A 14,978-nucleotide genomic window follows, 5' to 3' on the forward strand; every position below is an offset into this window, starting at 1 on the left:
CTCGCGTCGGAAGGATTCCACCATGTACCCCACTGCCCGGGTGGCCACGCTCGGCACCCCGGGCTCCGGCATACCCACCGAGGCGCTGCGGCGGGCGGCGGTGCGGGCGACCTGGGCGCCGTCGGTGCACAACACCCAGCCCTGGCGGTTCGTGATCGGCCACGGGGTGCTGGAGGTGCACGCCGATTTCAGCCGGCGGTTGCAGGTCCTGGACCCGACCGGCCGCCAGCTGATCATCAGCTGCGGCTGTGCGGTGTTCAACGCCCGGGTCTCGCTGGCCGCGGACGGATTTACCGCCGAGGTCCGGCGGCAGGCACCCGGCGCCGGCAGCGACCTGCTCGCCGAACTGGCCGGGTCATCGGAACGGGATCCGGTGGTGGCGGCGCTGGACCCGCTGCTGTCGCTGCGGCGGACCAACCGCCGGCGGTTCGCCGACGACCACGTTCCCAGCGAGCTGCTCGCGACGCTGGCTGACGCCGCCACCCGGGAAGGTGCCCGGCTGTTCGTCGTCAGCGATCGGTCGCACCGGGTCGCCACCGCCTCGCTGAGCCGGCGGGCTGAGGCGATCGAGCAGTCCGACCCGGCCTACCGGGCCGAGCTGCGGGCCTGGGTGACCGACGACCAGCAGCGCAGCGACGGGGTGCCGGTCAGCACACTGCCGCGGCCGGTGCCGTCCGGTGCTCCCTGCGGTACCGGCGAGGTGCCGCTGCGGAACTACGCCGATCCCGGCGACGCCGGCTTGCCTGATGTCACCTCCGCCGGCCTGGATCAGTCATTGCTGCTGTTGGGAACCGACACCGACGACGTGCTGGCCTGGCTGCAGGCGGGCGAGGCGCTGGAGCGGGTCTGGCTGGAGGTGACCCGGGCCGGCTACGCCATGAGCCTGTTCACCCAGGTGATCGAGGTGGCCGGTACCAGGGATTCGCTGCGCTCCGAGCTGGGCCTGGGCATGTACCCGCACGTCCTGCTCCGGGTCGGACGGGCGCCGGCCACCCCGGCCTCCCGGCGCCGCAAGCTGGTGGAGGTGCTGCGGCACACGGCCGGAGCCGGAGATGTGTGAACCCGGCCGGTCGTGGCATATTCTTTTGGTCACCGGCACGCACAAGCGGCCTGACAGCAGGCGGAACGGGTGATGACCGAGCAGCGACACGTGCCGACCCCCGCCCCCCAGCTCGGCTTGGCCGAGCTGTTGGACCAGCTGATCGACCGGGCGCAGGACGTCCGGGACGTGCACGCCAAGCTGAACAGCCTGCTGGCCGCCAACGAGGCCATCATGGGCCACCTGGAACTGCCGGTGGTGCTCCGCCAGATCGTCCATGCCGCGTGCGTCCTGGTCGACGCCCGCTACGGCGCACTGGGGGTGATCAACCTCGACGGCGACGGCCTGGAGCAGTTCGTCTACGAGGGCATCGACGAGGACACCGCGGCCCGGATCGGCTCCCTGCCCCGTGGGGAAGGGCTGCTCGGCGCCCTCATCGCCGATCCCCGCCCGATCCGGTTGAACCGGATAGCCGATGATCCGCGCTCGGTGGGCTTCCCTGCCCACCATCCGCCGATGGACAGCTTTCTCGGCGTGCCCATCAAGGTGCGCGACTCGGTGTTCGGCAACCTGTACCTGACCGGTCGCCGTACCGGGAACTTTACCGAGAGCGACGTGGAGCTGATCCGGGCGGTGGCGGCCACCGCCGCCATCGCGATCGAGAACGCCCGGCTCTACGACGAGGCCCGCCGCCGGGAGCGCTGGCTGCAGGCCACCGCCGAGGTGAGCCAGCAACTGCTGTCCTACTCGGGCGAGGATCCGCTGCTGGTGATCGCCCGCAGCGTGCAGGAGCTGGCCGACGCCGACCTGGTGACGGTGGTGCTGCCGGCCACCACACCGGGTGAGCTGATGGTCGAGATGGCGGTGGGTCTCGGGGCAGACCGGCTGACCGGCCTGTCCTACTCCAGCGAGCGCACCATCGCCGGCGCGGTGATCGAGACCAGTGAGCCGATCCGGATCGACAACGTCGAAGAACAGTTCGAGTACACGCTGCGGATGCGCGAGCTGGTTCCGGTCAACGCGGTGATGGGCCTGCCGCTGGCGGGCGCCAGCAAGCCGCGCGGCTGCCTGATGGTAACCAGGCTCGGCGGCCGCCGCGGGTTCACCGACAACGACCTGCAGATGGCGACCATCTTCGCCAACCACGCGGCCGTCGCCCTGGAACTGGCCGATGCCCGCTCCGACCAGCAGCGGGTGGTGTTGCTGGAAGACCGGGACCGGATCGCCCGGGACCTGCACGACCACGTGATCCAGCGGCTGTTCGCCGCCGGCCTGACGGTGCAGAGCCTGCAGACCCGTCAGCTCGATCCGGCCGCCACCGCCAAGCTGGCGCAGGTGGTCACCGACCTCGACGACACCATCCGGCAGATCCGCACCTCGATCTTTGACCTGCGCGGCGCGCTGTCGCCGGCCTCGGCGAGCGTACGGACCGGGCTGTTGGCGGTGGCCAACGAGCAGGCCGCGCAGCTCGGGTTCGAGCCGACGCTGCGCTTCTCGGGGCCGGTCGACTCGATGGTGACGCCGGACCTGGCCGACGAGCTGGCCGCGGTGTTGCGGGAGGCGCTGAGCAACGTGGCCCGCCATGCCCGGGCCGACGGCGTGGAGGTCGCCCTGGACGCCTCGACCTCGCAATTGTGCCTGTCGGTGACCGACGACGGCGTCGGGCTGGGCGACACCACCCGGCGAAGCGGCCTAGCCAACCTCACCGAGCGTGCCGCCCGGCACGGCGGAACCCTGACCGTGACCAGCACACCGAACGAAGGAACCCAGCTGCGATGGCAGATAGCACTGACCTGACCGCAACCCCGATCAGGATCTTCCTACTGGACGACCACGAGATCGTCCGGCGGGGGATCGCTGACCTGCTCTCGGCGACCGATGACATGGAGGTGGTCGGCGAGGCAGGCACCGCCGCCGAGGCGCTGCGGCGGATACCGGCCGTCCGCCCGGACGTCGCGCTGCTCGACGGGCGGCTGCCCGACGGCAGTGGCATCGACGTCTGCCGCGACATCCGGTCCAGCTATCCCGACATCCGCTGCCTGATCCTCACCTCCTACGATGACGACGACGCGCTGTTCGCCGCCGTGATGGCCGGCGCGTCGGGCTACCTGCTCAAGGAGATCCGCGGCTCGTCGCTGCTCGACGGCATCCGGCAGGTCCGGGCCGGCCGGTCGCTGCTCGACCCGACGGTGACCGAACGGGTGATGCAGCGGCTGCGCACCGGCCAGCAGGCCGACCCGCGACTGGCCGGGCTGACCGAGCGGGAGCGCGAGATCCTCGACCTGATCACCGAAGGGCTGACCAACCGCCAGATCGGTGAACGGCTGTTCCTCGCCGAGAAGTCCGTCAAGAACTACGTCTCGGCACTGCTGGCCAAGCTCGGCATGCAGCGCCGCACCCAGGCCGCCGTCTTCGGCTCGGAGCTCAAGCACCGGTAACCGGACAGGGTCTTTGGTCCTGGTCCCAGGGGCTTGCGGCCCCTACCCCCGGCCGAGTTGACCTCCCAGGATGGAGAGGTGACCAGCCGAGGAGTACCGATCATGACCATGCCACCCGTCGTCGTCGGCGTCGACGACAGCGTCGACGCGCGGTCGGCCGTGCTGTGGGCCGCCGAAGAAGCCATGTTGGCCGGAACTTCGCTGCTGGTGGTGCATTCACCCGCATTGCCACTGGCCGCCCCGGCCGGCCACCTGGGTGCGGCGCTGCGCGCGTCCGACGACGTCGGCCGTTCGGTGCTGGACTCGGCGACCGCGCTCGCCCGGGCTCGTCAGCCGCAGCTGGTGGTGAAAAGCCTGCTCAGCCATGCCGACCCGATCCAGGCGCTGATCGACGTCAGTGTCGAGGCCCAGTTGCTGGTGCTGGGGGCGCGGACTGCTTTAACGGGCGACGTGTCGATGCTGTCGTCGAGGCGGGTGACGGTCAGCGCCCACGCGCACTGCCCGGTGCTGTTGCTCGGGCCGGTCTCGACCTTCAGCCCGCCCTCGATGGTGTCGCGCATCGTGGTGGGCGCCGGAACCACCCGGGCGGGGCGGGCGGCTGTCGCCTTCGCGGCCGCGGAAGCCGCGCGCCGGGACGTGCCGCTGCACCTGCTGCGCCTGGAACCACCCGCACACCCTGCCCAGCCCGCATCCGCCGAGGCGCCGGAACGCCGGTCGCAGGCCGAGCAGGAGCTGGCCGGTGAGGCCGCCGCACTGCGCCACGAACGGCCGGACCTCGTCGTCCTCGCCGAGCGAGTGTGCGGCGAGGCGGTCGAGGTGCTGCCGGCCTACTCCGACAGTTCCACCATCCTGGTGGTGGGCTGCCACCACAGTGACGACCACTGGAGCACCCGGCTGGGGCCGGTCGCGACGTCGGTGGTGCACCGCAACCGCGGGCCGGTGGTGGTGGTCGGCCATGTCTGGAACCAGGACGGCCAGAGCCCGGACGGCCGGCCGGCGCTGCCTGCGTACCGGCTGGGTCTGGCACAACGCTGAGAGCACTACGCCTAAAGACACCCCGCCTGAGACACCTCGCCGAGAAAGTGGAGTGGCAGGTGTTGCCCTGCTGCCCCGCGCTGCCCGCCAGCGCTATTCGGCAGTGACGGTCAGGATCTCGTCCAGGTCGCGCCGGCTCGACTCCGGGGTGACGCCGGCCCGCCCGGCCCGCAGCACCATCTGCGGGTAGCCGGCGAGGCCGAGGTCGGTGCGCAACCGGGCCCGCAGGTCGGCGATGTCTATCACCTGGCTGAACAGGCTCATCACGTAATCGGCCCGGGTGGCTTCGAGCCACACGCGTTGCAAGGCCTCACCCGCGCGCAGCCAGGACAGGGGTTTGTCGGCGGCGGTGACCAGCACCAGGATGCACTCCTGCGCCCCGGAGCGGTCCTCGTCGACGATCCAGCCCATCCGGCGGGTGTCGAAGTCGCGGATCGACGGAGCATCGCTGATCCGGCTCAGAACGCTGTTGCGGTAAGGCACAGCCATGGCCGGCACCCTGTCCTTGCGCCTGGGGTCGCCGGTGGTCCAGGCCGTCAGCTCCTGCCGGTAGGCCGGATCGGTGTTCTCCCGCAGGTCGGCCTGCTGGCTCAACCTGGCAATGCTGAGTCGATGGGTCTGCTCGCGCACCTCGAACAGTTCGGCCTCCTCGGCCCGTGCCGCGCACGCGAGTTCGTAGCGCACCGAGGCCGCTACCGAGGTGTCCAGGAACCCGCTCCGGTTGGAGTGCCGCCGCGCGATGTGCGGTTCGAGCGCGGCGATCGGAACCCAGTCCGACTGCCGGGCCGGCAGTTCCAGTCGCGCGACCAGGCTCGGGTCGTCCGGGTCGGGCAGCCGGTGCACCACCGCGTCGTAACCGCGAGCTGCGAGCGCGGTGCGGGCGTTGAACACCGCGCACCCGCAGCTGAGCATCAGCTGGCGGCCCTCGGGGTCGGCGACCCGCAGTTGCCGGTCGCGATCGGCGTGCACCTGCAAGGCGTCCGGGGTCAGCACGAGGCGCCACGGCTGGCTGTTGTGGATGGACGGGGCCAGCCGCGCCGCGGCGGCCGCCTCCCAGAGCGGGTGGGGTGCGGCCGTCGGAGACATCATGGCGGTCCTCCGGTTCCGAGCGGTCCTGCGGCTCACTCCCAGCGTCCTGGTGCGGCTACTTCCCAGCCAGGGGCCAAAGTCATCGGGGCTTGGTCGATGTGGACCTTCGACCCTGGTACCACCGCAGTGCCCGCGAAAGGCTGGCAGTAACGGTCCGCGCAGCCGAGGGAAGGACGCAACGACCATGACCACCCATCTGGTACGACCAGCCGCCCAGCGACTTCCGTCGGTACGGCGGCGCAGACCGCGAATCCGGCTCGACCGCAGGGTCGTTGGAAGCTTCTTCCTGTTCACCGGCGGGGTGCATGTCGGCATCGTGGCGGCGGAGCCCGGGTTCTACCGGCACTTCGCCGACGGTGCCCTGCTCGGCTTCGCCCGCTCGCGATGGCAGGACGTGTTCATGGCCCATCCCGCTGTCTGGGGCCTGGTGCTGGCGGCGGCCGAAGTCGTCCTGGGCCTGGCGCTGCTGCGTGGCGGTGGCTGGGCAAGGCTGGGATGGGCGGGTGTGATCGCGTTCCACCTGGCCCTGATGGTCTTCGGCTGGGGTTTCTGGCTGTGGAGCGTGCCGGCCCTGACCCTGCTGATACCGGCCGCCCGGCATGACCTGCGTGGGTCTGCGCCGCTGACCCGCCCGAGCAATCCCACCTAGGAGGTTTGTCATGCGGACTCTCGTGGTCTACGAATCGATGTACGGCAACACCCAGGAGATCGCCGAGGCCGTCGCCGCCGGGCTACGCACCGCGGGGGAGGCCAGGGTGCTTCCGGTCCGTGAGGCAGTTCTGGCAAGCCTGGACGGGATCGACCTGCTGGTCGTCGGCGGCCCGACCCACGCCTGGGGCATGACCCGCGCCAGGACCCGGGCACAGGCCATCACCGACGGCCACCGCAAGGGCCTGCGGGTGACAGCCCGGCCCGGCGATCTCGGCCTGCGGGAATGGCTCGCCTCGCAAACGGGAAACGGCAACGGCCTGGCGAGCGCGGCCTTCGACACCCGCATCAAGGCGCCGGCGGCGGTGACCGGGCGGGCATCGCGCGGGATGGTGCGCTGGCTTCGTCGCAACGGCCTTGTGGTGCTGGCACCGGCGGTGAGCTTCTTCGTCACCCGGGACAGCCGGTTGCTGGCCGGAGAGACCGACCGGGCTCGCCGGTGGGGGCGGGAACTTGCCGAAAGGGCCGGCCGCCGGGAGCCTTCGGTGAAGCAGGCGAAACAGGCCTAGCGCGGCCCGGCAGCCGGAGGAGGACAGACCTCAGGCACCGGAGAATCCTCCGTTGCCTGAGGCGTTCCAACGGCGCGACATCGCCGCCTGACCGACCCGGGCAGGCAGTGACCTTCGACTCTGGGCCGGGGAGCGGGAATCGGGTGAGCTGAAGGGGTAACCGGCACCAGGTTTGCCACGCACGGTTTCGGGAGGACGCCATGACCATCGACTACGGCTCGAAGGACACGCTGCTGCGCGAGCGAGCCGTTCAGCGGCTGAAGAAGCGGCGGGACTTCTACCGGCATGTGCTCGCCTACGTGTCGGTGAACGGCTTCCTGGTGATTATCTGGGCTATGACCGGCGCGGCCGGCTTCTTCTGGCCGATCTTCCCCATGACCGGCTGGGGCGTCGGCGTGATCATGAACGCCTGGGACGTCTACTCCGACGACGAGATGGACGAGACCCACATCCGGCAGGAGATGCAGCGCCTGCAGAAGCAGTGAGCGCCAGCCCGCCAGACGTAGACACCAGACGCAGGAGGAGGAACGTGACCGAGACCGCCCTGCCCACCATGCCGGAGGAAGCCGAGCTGGCCGAGCGCATCTGCCGGCCCACCGACGACGAGATCGAGGCACTAGATGCCTGGTGGCGCGCCAACAACTACCTGACAGTGGGCCAGATCTACCTGATGGCCAACCCGCTGCTGCGCGAGCCGCTGGCCGCCGGGCACATCAAGCCCCGGCTGCTCGGGCACTGGGGGACCAGTCCGGGTCTGTCGTTCGTCTACGCGCACGCCTCCCGGCTGATCCGGCTCACCGGCCAGCAGCTGCTCTACCTGGCCGGACCGGGCCACGGCGGGCCGGCGCTGGTGGCGGCGGGCTACCTGGAAGGCGCGTACACCGAGACCTACCCCAACGTGACCCTGGACGAGGAGGGCATGCGGCGGCTGTTCCGGCAGTTCTCCGCCCCGGGCGGCATCCCCAGCCACGTGTCGGTCACCACGCCCGGCTCCATCCACGAGGGCGGCGAGCTCGGCTACGTGCTGGTGCACGCCTTCGGCGCCGTGCTGGACAACCCGGACTTGATCGCGCTGGCGGTGGTCGGTGACGGCGAGGCCGAGACCGGCCCGCTGGAGGGCTCCTGGAAGGGCATCTCGTTCCTCAACCCGGAGCGGGACGGTGCGGTGCTGCCGGTGCTGCACCTCAACGGTGCCAAGATCGCCGGGCCGACGGTGCTCGGCCGCAAGGACCCGGCCGAGGTCTGGTCGCTGCTGGAGGGGCACGGCTACCAGGTGTTCGAGGTGGCCGGGGCCGACCTGCCGGGCATGCACTACCGGTTCGCCGAGACGCTGGGCCAGGCCTGGGCGCAGATCCGGGCGATCCAGGCCGCGGCCCGCGGCGGCAGCTGGGACGGCAGCCGGCCGCGCTGGCCGGTGATCGTGCTGCGCAGCCCCAAGGGCTGGACCGGGCCGGACGTGGTGGACGGCATCCAGGTGCAGGGCACCTTCCGGGCCCACCAGGTCCCGCTGGCCGGCGTCCGGGAGAACCCCGCGCATCTGGCGTTGCTGGAGCAGTGGATGCGCTCCTACCGGCCGGAGGAACTCTTCGACGCCGACGGGGCGCCGACCGAGCTGGTCCGCCGGGCCAATCCCACCGGCCCGCTGCGGATGAGCGCCACCCCGCACGCCAACGGCGGGCTGCTCACCCGGCCGCTGGTCCTGCCGGACTTCCGCGACTACGCCGTCGACGTCCCGGCACCGGCCTCGGTGCGGCTGGAGTCCACCCGCCGGTTCGGCGAGTTCCTGCGCGACGTCTACCGGGCCAACCCCGACCGGTTCCGGTTGTTCTGCCCGGACGAGACCAACTCCAACCGGCTCGGCGCGGTGTTCGAGGCCTCCGACCGCGCCTTCGCCGAGCGGGTGACCTCCGACGACGTGGCGATCTCGCGCAGCGGCCGGGTGATGGAGGTGCTGTCCGAGCACAACTGCCACGGCTGGCTGGAGGGCTACACGCTGACCGGCCGGCACGGCCTGTTCGCCACCTACGAGGCCTTCGCGATGGTGAGCGCCTCGCAGACCATCCAGCACTGCAAGTGGCTGCAGGAGGCCGACGAGCTGCCCTGGCGGGCCCGGGTGCCGAGCCTGAACATCTTGCTGACCTCGACCGCCTGGCGCAACGACCACAACGGCTTCAGCCACCAGGGGCCCGGCCTGATCCAGAACGTGCTCACCGCGCGCGGCAACATCAGCCGGGTCTACCTGCCGCCGGACGCCAACTGCCTGCTGTCGGTAGCCGATCACTGCCTGCGTTCCCGTTCCTACGTAAACCTGATCGTGATCGACAAGCAGCCGCAGCTGCAGTGGCTGACGATGGCTGAGGCGATCGAGCACTGCGCCCGCGGCGCCGGGGCCTGGTCGTGGGCCGGTACCGACGACGGGTCCGCCGACCCCGACATCGTGCTGGCCTGCGCCGGCGACATCGTGACCATGGAGACGGTCGCGGCGGCGGCCATCCTGCGCCAGTGGCTGCCGCGGTTCCGTACCCGGGTGGTCAACGTGGTGGACCTGATGGCGCTGATCCGGCGCCGCGATCACCCGCACGGCATGGACGAAACCCTGTTCCGCGAGCTGTTCACCGACTCCGTCGACGTGGTGTTCGCCTTCCACGGCTACCCCGGTGCGATCCACCAGCTGGTGCACGGCCGCCCGGACGCCGACCGGTTCCGGGTGCGCGGCTTCATCGAGGAGGGCACCACCACCACGCCGTTCGACATGGTGGTGCGCAACCGGGTGTCCCGGTACCACCTGGTGATGGACGCCATCAACAACGCCCGCCGGACGCCGCCGGGAGCCAGCGAGCTCAAGGCGTGGTGCGAGCGGCGGCTGGCCGAGCATGCCGAGCACGTGGTGGCCTACCTGGAGGACCTGCCGGACGTCCGGAACTGGGTGCTCACCGATCCGGTCCTGCCCGCCTGATGGCCACCGGGGTTTCGGCGGTGCCGGCCGTTGCGCCGGTACTGGTGCTCAATTCCGGCAGCTCCTCGGTGAAGCTGGCCGTCCTCGACCCGGTGAGCGGCGAGCGGCGGGTGACCGCACTGGCGGAGCGGGTCGGCACCGGCGAGGCAACCGTGCGGGTTCGGCGGGGCGAGCAGGAGCAGGCCGGCGCGCCGGCGGACGGCTCGCACCGCGGGGTGATCAAGGAGTTGCTAGCCGCGCTCGCAGACGAGCTGGCCACCGTTGCCGGAGTGGGCCACCGGGTGGTGCACGGCGGCCAGCGGTTCTCCTCCTCCGCGGTGGTCGACGACCCGGTGCTGGCGACGCTGCGCGAGCTGACCGGACTCGCACCGCTGCACCTGCCGGGCAACCTCGCCGGCATCGAGGCCGCCCGGGCGGAACTGCCCGACCGGGTGCACGTGGCGGTGTTCGACACCGCGTTCCATTCCGGCATGCCGGCGCGGGCCTACCGTTACGCGGTGCCGGCCGGGTGGTACTCCCAGCACGCGGTGCGCCGGTACGGCTTCCACGGCACCAGCCACCGCTATGTCAGCGGGCGGGCGGCCGAGCTGCTCGGCCGGCCGCTGGCCTCGCTCAGAATGGTCACCGTGCACCTGGGCAACGGGTGCAGCGCCACGGCGGTCCGCGACGGGATCTCGGTGGACACCACGATGGGCATGACGCCGCTGGAGGGCCTGGTGATGGGCACCCGCAGCGGCGACGTCGACCCGGGTGCGCTCGGCTACCTCGCCGACCGGCTGGGGAAGGGCCTGGCCGGGCTGCTCGACCAGCTCAACACCCGCAGCGGCCTGCTGGGACTGTCCGGGATCAGCAACGACATGCGCGAGGTGCAGGACGCCGCCGAGCACGGATCGGCCGATGCGGCCCTGGCCGTCGAGGTGTTCTGCTACCGGGTCGCCAAGGCGATCGGAGCGCTGGCGGTGGCGCTGGGCCGGTTGGACGCGGTGGTGTTCACTGGCGGCATCGGCGAGCACTCGGCCACGGTGCGCTCGGCGGTGCTGGTCCAGCTCGGCATCCTGGGCATCACCGAGGACGTCGGCGCCAACGGCGAGGACGGCCGGCGGACCGGCGGCCGGATCTCCGGCGCGGGCTCGGTGCCGGTGCTGGTGGTGCCGACCGACGAGGAGCTGCTGATCGCGCGCGACACCTGGGAGCTGACAGCGGAGCCGGCCCGGTGACCCGCACCCTGCTGGTGGTGCCCACCGGGCACGGCGTGGGCCTGATGGCCAGTTGCCTCGGGCTGGTCAACGCGCTGCAGCGGCAGGGCGTCGACGTCGGCTTCGGCAAGCCGCTGGCGCAACCGCGTGCGGACGGCACCGACGCGGACCGCTCCACCGCGCTGATGACGTTGACCTCCGGGCTGTGCCCTCCGGAACCGATCCCGGCCGGGGTGGTCGAGCACCTGCTCAGCGAGAATGCCCTGGACGCCCTGATGGAACAGGCGGTCGCCGCCGTCGAGCCGATGACCGCCGGCCACGACGTGGTGATCCTGGAGGGACTGGTGCCGGCCACCGGCCTGGTGTACGCCAGCCGGGTGAACCTGGCACTGGCCAAGGCGTTCGACGCAGACGTGCTGCTGGTCGGCGCGGCCGGCGACGGCCCGGCCGACCACCTCGCCGAAGGCATGGCGATCGCTGCCCAGGCCTACCAGGCCGGCGAGCGCGGGCGGGTGGTGGGCGCCCTGGTCAACCGGGTGCCCGACACCGGCCGGCAGGCGGTCGAGGTGCTCCGCACGGCGCTCGCGGGGCGCGGCCTGGTGCTGGTGGGAGCCATTCCGTTCCGTACCGAGCTGACCTGGCCCCGGCTGTGCGATCTCGTGGCCGGCCTCGACGTCACCGTGCTGAACCAGGGCCAATCCGAGCGTCGGGTGACCGACGTCATCATCGCCGCGCAGGCCGTCCCCGGCGTCCTGCCGCTGCTGCGGGACGGCACGCTGGTGATCGTGCCCGGCGACCGGCACGACGTGATCCTCAGTGCCTGCCTGGCGGCGCGCAACGGCACCCGGCTGGCCGGCCTGCTGCTCACCGCCGGCATCGAACCGGATCCGCGGGTGTGGCAGCTGTGCCGCCCGGCCGCCGATACCGGCCTGCCGGTGCTGCTCACCGGCGGCTACAGCTACGAGACGGCCACCGTGGTGCACGCGGTGGACCCGGAGGTGCCGCCCGACGACGCCGAGCGGGCCCGCCTGGTGATGTCCACCGTGGCCGACGCGCTGGACCCGGAGTGGCTGACCACCCTGCCGACCGCCAGCCACGTGCCCCGGCTCAGCCCGCCGGCGTTCCGGCACCGGCTCACCACCGCGGCCCGGCAGGCCGGCCGGTGCATCGTGCTTCCCGAGGGCGCCGAGCCGCGCACCCTGCAGGCCGCGCTGACCTGCCACCGGCAGGGCATCGCCCGGTGCGTGCTGCTGGCCCGCCCGGCCGAGGTGGCCGCCACGGCCGCCAGCCGGGGACTGGTGCTGCCCGGCGAGCTGGAGATCGTCGACCCGACGCAGGTCGACGAACGCTACGTCCAGGCGCTGGTGGCGGCCCGCCGGCACAAGGGCATCACGGCGGAGATCGCCCGCGACCAGCTCGGCAACCCGATCGTGCTGGGCACCGTGATGCTGCGGCTGGGCGAGGTCGACGGCATGGTGGCCGGCGCGGTGCACACCACCGCCGACACGTTGCGGCCGGCGCTGCAGATACTGGGCACCGCACCGTCGGCGGCCCTGGTCTCCTCGGTGTTCTTCATGTGCCTGCCCGACGAGGTGGTGGTCTACGGCGACTGCGCGGTCAATCCGGACCCGGACGCCGCGCAGCTGGCCGACATCGCGCTGCAGAGCGCCGCCTCGGCACGCGCCTTCGGCATCGAGCCACGGGTGGCGATGATCAGCTTCAGCACCGGGACGTCCGGAACGGGCACCGACGTGGCCAAGGTGACCGAGGCGACCCGGCTGGTGCGCGAGCGCGACCCGTCCCTGGTGGTGGACGGCCCGCTGCAGTACGACGCGGCCGCGATCGCCTCGGTGGCGCGCAGCAAGGCACCCGGCAGTCCGGTGGCGGGCCACGCCACGGTGTTCGTCTTTCCCGACCTCAACACCGGAAACACCACCTACAAGGCGGTGCAGCGCAGCGCCGACGTGGTGAGCATCGGGCCGATGCTGCAGGGACTGGCCAAGCCCGTCAACGACCTGTCCCGGGGTGCGAGCGTGGAGGACATCGTCTACACCATCGCGCTCACCGCGATCCAGGCAGCGCAGCAGGGTTAGCCGGGCAACCCGGCTGGGCTGCCCAGCAGGCGCCGGAACTCCGCGGCGAACCGGGCGGCGGGCGCGCCGTCGACCACCGTGTGGTCGATCGTCACGGTGAGGTCGAGGACCTCGCGGACCTCGACCCGGCCGTCGACGGCGACCGGCCGGCTGCTGACGCCCCCCACCACCACGGTGAGCGAGGCGAGCGTGGGCGGAGCAATGGCGAAACCACCGCCACCACCGAACATGCCGACCGCGGTGACCTGGACCGTCCCGGTCGCCAGGTGGGCGCGGCGGGACCGGCGCAGCACCGCATACATCAGCCGGTACCCGCCGGGAATCCGGCCACCGGTGGTCGCCAGCGTGCTGAGCGGCCGTCCGGACGGAGTGCCGGCAGCATCGGCCTTGACCGCGCGCAGCTCGGCGCTGATCTCGGCAATCCCGCGGCGGTCGGCATCGCGGACGACGTGCACCAGCCCGAACGGGCCATGCGCGGTCGGCACCTCGATCAGCGTCTGGATGTCGACGGCACGGTGTTGGACCAGCCGGCCTCGCCAGTCCCGATAGGCATGCACCTGCGGATGCGCGGCGACTGCCCTGCCCAGGCAGGCGATCACGAACGCGGTGAGCGACAGCGGCGGGTCGTGGCCGGCCAGCAGTTGCCGCGCCGTGCTGATGTCCACCTCGAACAGCCCGTGCATCGCGACGATCCGGCGGCCGGAACGAACCGCCGCCGTGACCAGCCGCCTGCTCGGCGGGAACGGCTCGACGGTGACGGCACGCCCACCAGAGCCGTTCCCAACCTCCGTCGATTCCGACATTTCTGCCTCCGTCCAAGGCTTCGCCGGCTCGCCGGCTGGCAGCAGGGCCGAAAGTCATGAGCAGCGGGAGACGGCAGCGGGTACGGGACCAAAGGCTCTAAGACCGGCCCGGCGGATGCGAAACCCTGCATCCAACGATCGCTGCGCTGCCGGCGCACGACATGGCCTTCGAGGAGTGAGATGAGTACAGAGCGTCCCATCGTGGTCGGGGTCGACGGATCGGCCGGCGCCCAGGCGGCGGTGCAGTGGGCTGTCGAGGAAGCCGGCAGCCGGCAGGCCGCTGTGCGGTTGATCTGCGCCTACCGGTTGATGCCCGGCTTCTACCAGGCTCCCGGCATGTACGCCGACTACCCCGCAGACATCGAACGGATCCGGCAGCACGCGGCCACGGTGATCTCCAATGCCGTTGCCGACGCGGAACGGGCTGCCCCCGGCGTGCTGGTCACCGGCGACACCGTGGACGGCGCCCCGGCACCGGCGCTGGTCGAGGCGTCCGAGGCGGCCTCGCTCCTGGTGCTCGGCTCCCGGCAGCGCTCGGCGCTCGGTGCGACCGTCCTGGGGTCGGTGAGCGCCGCGGCGGCGGCGCGGGCGAGTTGCCCCGCCATCGTGCTGCGCGGTCCGGCAGGCCTGGCCGGTGAGCAGGCCGAGGTGGTGGTCGGCGTGGACGGCAGCCCGGCGTCCCAGGCGCTGCTGGAGTTCGCTTTCGACCACGCCAGCCGCCGGCGGGCGCCGCTGCGTGCCGTGCTGTGCTGGCATCCGGACGTGTTCGCCGAGATGCTGTGGCGTCCGGAGCCCCCGGCGCCGACCCGCACGGAGGCCTGGCTGGCCGAGGCGATCGCGGGCTGGCAGGAGAAGTACCCGGATGTCGACGTGCGCAGCGGCGTAGTGCGAGAGCATCCCGCCGTCGGGCTGGTGAGCGAGTCGGCGACGGCTCGGCTGCTGGTGGTGGGCAACCGCGGCCGGCATGCGCTGGCCGGCACGCTGCTCGGCTCGGTCAGCCAGGCGGTGCTGCACTCGGCGACCTGCCCGGTCGCGGTGGTGCCCACCCAGTCGCTCTGACAGTGGGCGGGCGTTCACAGGAGACGTCCAGGTTCTGATCAGGGACGGGCAAG

The 14,978-nt window shown here is 71.8% G+C and carries 13 protein-coding genes; 11 read left to right on the top strand and 2 right to left on the bottom strand.

All coding sequences use genetic code 11. The features are described 5' to 3' along the window. Positions 1-22: 22 nt before the first annotated feature. From VLJ82_RS11885 to VLJ82_RS11900, 4 genes are all read left to right on the top strand, one after another. Positions 23-1,060 (top strand): Acg family FMN-binding oxidoreductase, encoded by a 1,038-nt coding sequence (locus tag VLJ82_RS11885; RefSeq protein WP_408663566.1) that lies wholly within the window; start codon positions 23-25, stop codon positions 1,058-1,060. 72 nt (positions 1,061-1,132) lie between these two features. After that, on the top strand, positions 1,133-2,836 hold the full coding sequence (locus tag VLJ82_RS11890) for a GAF domain-containing protein (RefSeq protein WP_408663567.1): 1,704 nt from the start codon (positions 1,133-1,135) through the stop codon (positions 2,834-2,836). Next, entirely contained in the window at positions 2,815-3,477 is a 663-nt protein-coding gene (locus VLJ82_RS11895; RefSeq protein WP_408663568.1) for a response regulator, read from the top strand. The genes VLJ82_RS11890 and VLJ82_RS11895 overlap by 22 nt, the downstream gene beginning before the upstream one ends. A gap of 102 nt (positions 3,478-3,579) precedes the next feature. Beyond that, complete coding sequence (locus VLJ82_RS11900) at positions 3,580-4,512, top strand: universal stress protein (protein WP_408663569.1); 933 nt, start codon at positions 3,580-3,582, stop codon at positions 4,510-4,512. A 93-nt stretch (positions 4,513-4,605) separates the two neighbouring features. Here the strand turns inward: VLJ82_RS11900 and VLJ82_RS11905 are convergent, their stop codons facing one another. Next, complete coding sequence (locus VLJ82_RS11905) at positions 4,606-5,601, bottom strand: Acg family FMN-binding oxidoreductase (protein ID WP_408663570.1); 996 nt, start codon at positions 5,599-5,601, stop codon at positions 4,606-4,608. 184 nt (positions 5,602-5,785) lie between these two features. Between VLJ82_RS11905 and VLJ82_RS11910 the strand changes: the two genes are divergently transcribed. From VLJ82_RS11910 to pta, 6 genes are all read left to right on the top strand, one after another. Then, positions 5,786-6,250 (top strand): hypothetical protein, encoded by a 465-nt coding sequence (locus tag VLJ82_RS11910; RefSeq protein ID WP_408663571.1) that lies wholly within the window; start codon positions 5,786-5,788, stop codon positions 6,248-6,250. A 10-nt stretch (positions 6,251-6,260) separates the two neighbouring features. Further along, positions 6,261-6,818 carry a flavodoxin family protein gene (locus VLJ82_RS11915; protein ID WP_408663572.1) on the top strand — a complete coding sequence of 186 codons (558 nt, stop codon included), beginning with the start codon at positions 6,261-6,263 and terminating at the stop codon, positions 6,816-6,818. A gap of 200 nt (positions 6,819-7,018) precedes the next feature. Further along, positions 7,019-7,303, top strand: coding sequence for a 2TM domain-containing protein (locus VLJ82_RS11920; protein ID WP_408663573.1), 285 nt, complete (start codon positions 7,019-7,021; stop codon positions 7,301-7,303). 68 nt (positions 7,304-7,371) lie between these two features. Beyond that, positions 7,372-9,774, top strand: coding sequence for a phosphoketolase family protein (locus tag VLJ82_RS11925; RefSeq protein WP_408663606.1), 2,403 nt, complete (start codon positions 7,372-7,374; stop codon positions 9,772-9,774). Next, positions 9,774-10,991 carry an acetate/propionate family kinase gene (locus VLJ82_RS11930; RefSeq protein ID WP_408663574.1) on the top strand — a complete coding sequence of 406 codons (1,218 nt, stop codon included), beginning with the start codon at positions 9,774-9,776 and terminating at the stop codon, positions 10,989-10,991. The genes VLJ82_RS11925 and VLJ82_RS11930 overlap by 1 nt, the downstream gene beginning before the upstream one ends. Next, on the top strand, positions 10,988-13,063 hold the full coding sequence (gene pta / locus VLJ82_RS11935; RefSeq protein WP_408663575.1) for a phosphate acetyltransferase: 2,076 nt from the start codon (positions 10,988-10,990) through the stop codon (positions 13,061-13,063). The genes VLJ82_RS11930 and pta overlap by 4 nt, the downstream gene beginning before the upstream one ends. Here pta and VLJ82_RS11940 read toward each other — a convergent pair. Next, positions 13,060-13,866, bottom strand: a complete 807-nt coding sequence (locus VLJ82_RS11940; protein ID WP_408663576.1) for a 2-oxo acid dehydrogenase subunit E2 — start codon at positions 13,864-13,866, stop codon at positions 13,060-13,062. The two genes, pta and VLJ82_RS11940, sit on opposite strands and share 4 nt — an antisense overlap. 180 nt (positions 13,867-14,046) lie before the next feature. Between VLJ82_RS11940 and VLJ82_RS11945 the strand changes: the two genes are divergently transcribed. Next, complete coding sequence (locus VLJ82_RS11945) at positions 14,047-14,925, top strand: universal stress protein (protein ID WP_408663577.1); 879 nt, start codon at positions 14,047-14,049, stop codon at positions 14,923-14,925. The last annotated feature ends 53 nt before the right edge of the window (positions 14,926-14,978 follow it).

Origin of the sequence: Jatrophihabitans sp. (assembly GCF_035474675.1) — a bacterium.
Taxonomy (GTDB): domain Bacteria; phylum Actinomycetota; class Actinomycetes; order Mycobacteriales; family Jatrophihabitantaceae; genus Jatrophihabitans_A.

Excerpts from the sequence above, each read along its gene's own strand:
- VLJ82_RS11885 (WP_408663566.1), top strand. The coding sequence starts at position 23 with ATGTACCCCACTGCCCGGGTGGCCACGCTCGGCACCCCGGGCTCCGGC.
- VLJ82_RS11890 (WP_408663567.1), top strand. The coding sequence starts at position 1,133 with ATGACCGAGCAGCGACACGTGCCGACCCCCGCCCCCCAGCTCGGCTTG.
- VLJ82_RS11895 (WP_408663568.1), top strand. The coding sequence starts at position 2,815 with ATGGCAGATAGCACTGACCTGACCGCAACCCCGATCAGGATCTTCCTA.
- VLJ82_RS11900 (WP_408663569.1), top strand. The coding sequence starts at position 3,580 with ATGACCATGCCACCCGTCGTCGTCGGCGTCGACGACAGCGTCGACGCG.
- VLJ82_RS11905 (WP_408663570.1), bottom strand. The coding sequence starts at position 5,601 with ATGATGTCTCCGACGGCCGCACCCCACCCGCTCTGGGAGGCGGCCGCC.
- VLJ82_RS11910 (WP_408663571.1), top strand. The coding sequence starts at position 5,786 with ATGACCACCCATCTGGTACGACCAGCCGCCCAGCGACTTCCGTCGGTA.
- VLJ82_RS11915 (WP_408663572.1), top strand. The coding sequence starts at position 6,261 with ATGCGGACTCTCGTGGTCTACGAATCGATGTACGGCAACACCCAGGAG.
- VLJ82_RS11920 (WP_408663573.1), top strand. The coding sequence starts at position 7,019 with ATGACCATCGACTACGGCTCGAAGGACACGCTGCTGCGCGAGCGAGCC.
- VLJ82_RS11925 (WP_408663606.1), top strand. The coding sequence starts at position 7,372 with ATGCCGGAGGAAGCCGAGCTGGCCGAGCGCATCTGCCGGCCCACCGAC.
- VLJ82_RS11930 (WP_408663574.1), top strand. The coding sequence starts at position 9,774 with ATGGCCACCGGGGTTTCGGCGGTGCCGGCCGTTGCGCCGGTACTGGTG.
- VLJ82_RS11940 (WP_408663576.1), bottom strand. The coding sequence starts at position 13,866 with ATGTCGGAATCGACGGAGGTTGGGAACGGCTCTGGTGGGCGTGCCGTC.
- VLJ82_RS11945 (WP_408663577.1), top strand. The coding sequence starts at position 14,047 with ATGAGTACAGAGCGTCCCATCGTGGTCGGGGTCGACGGATCGGCCGGC.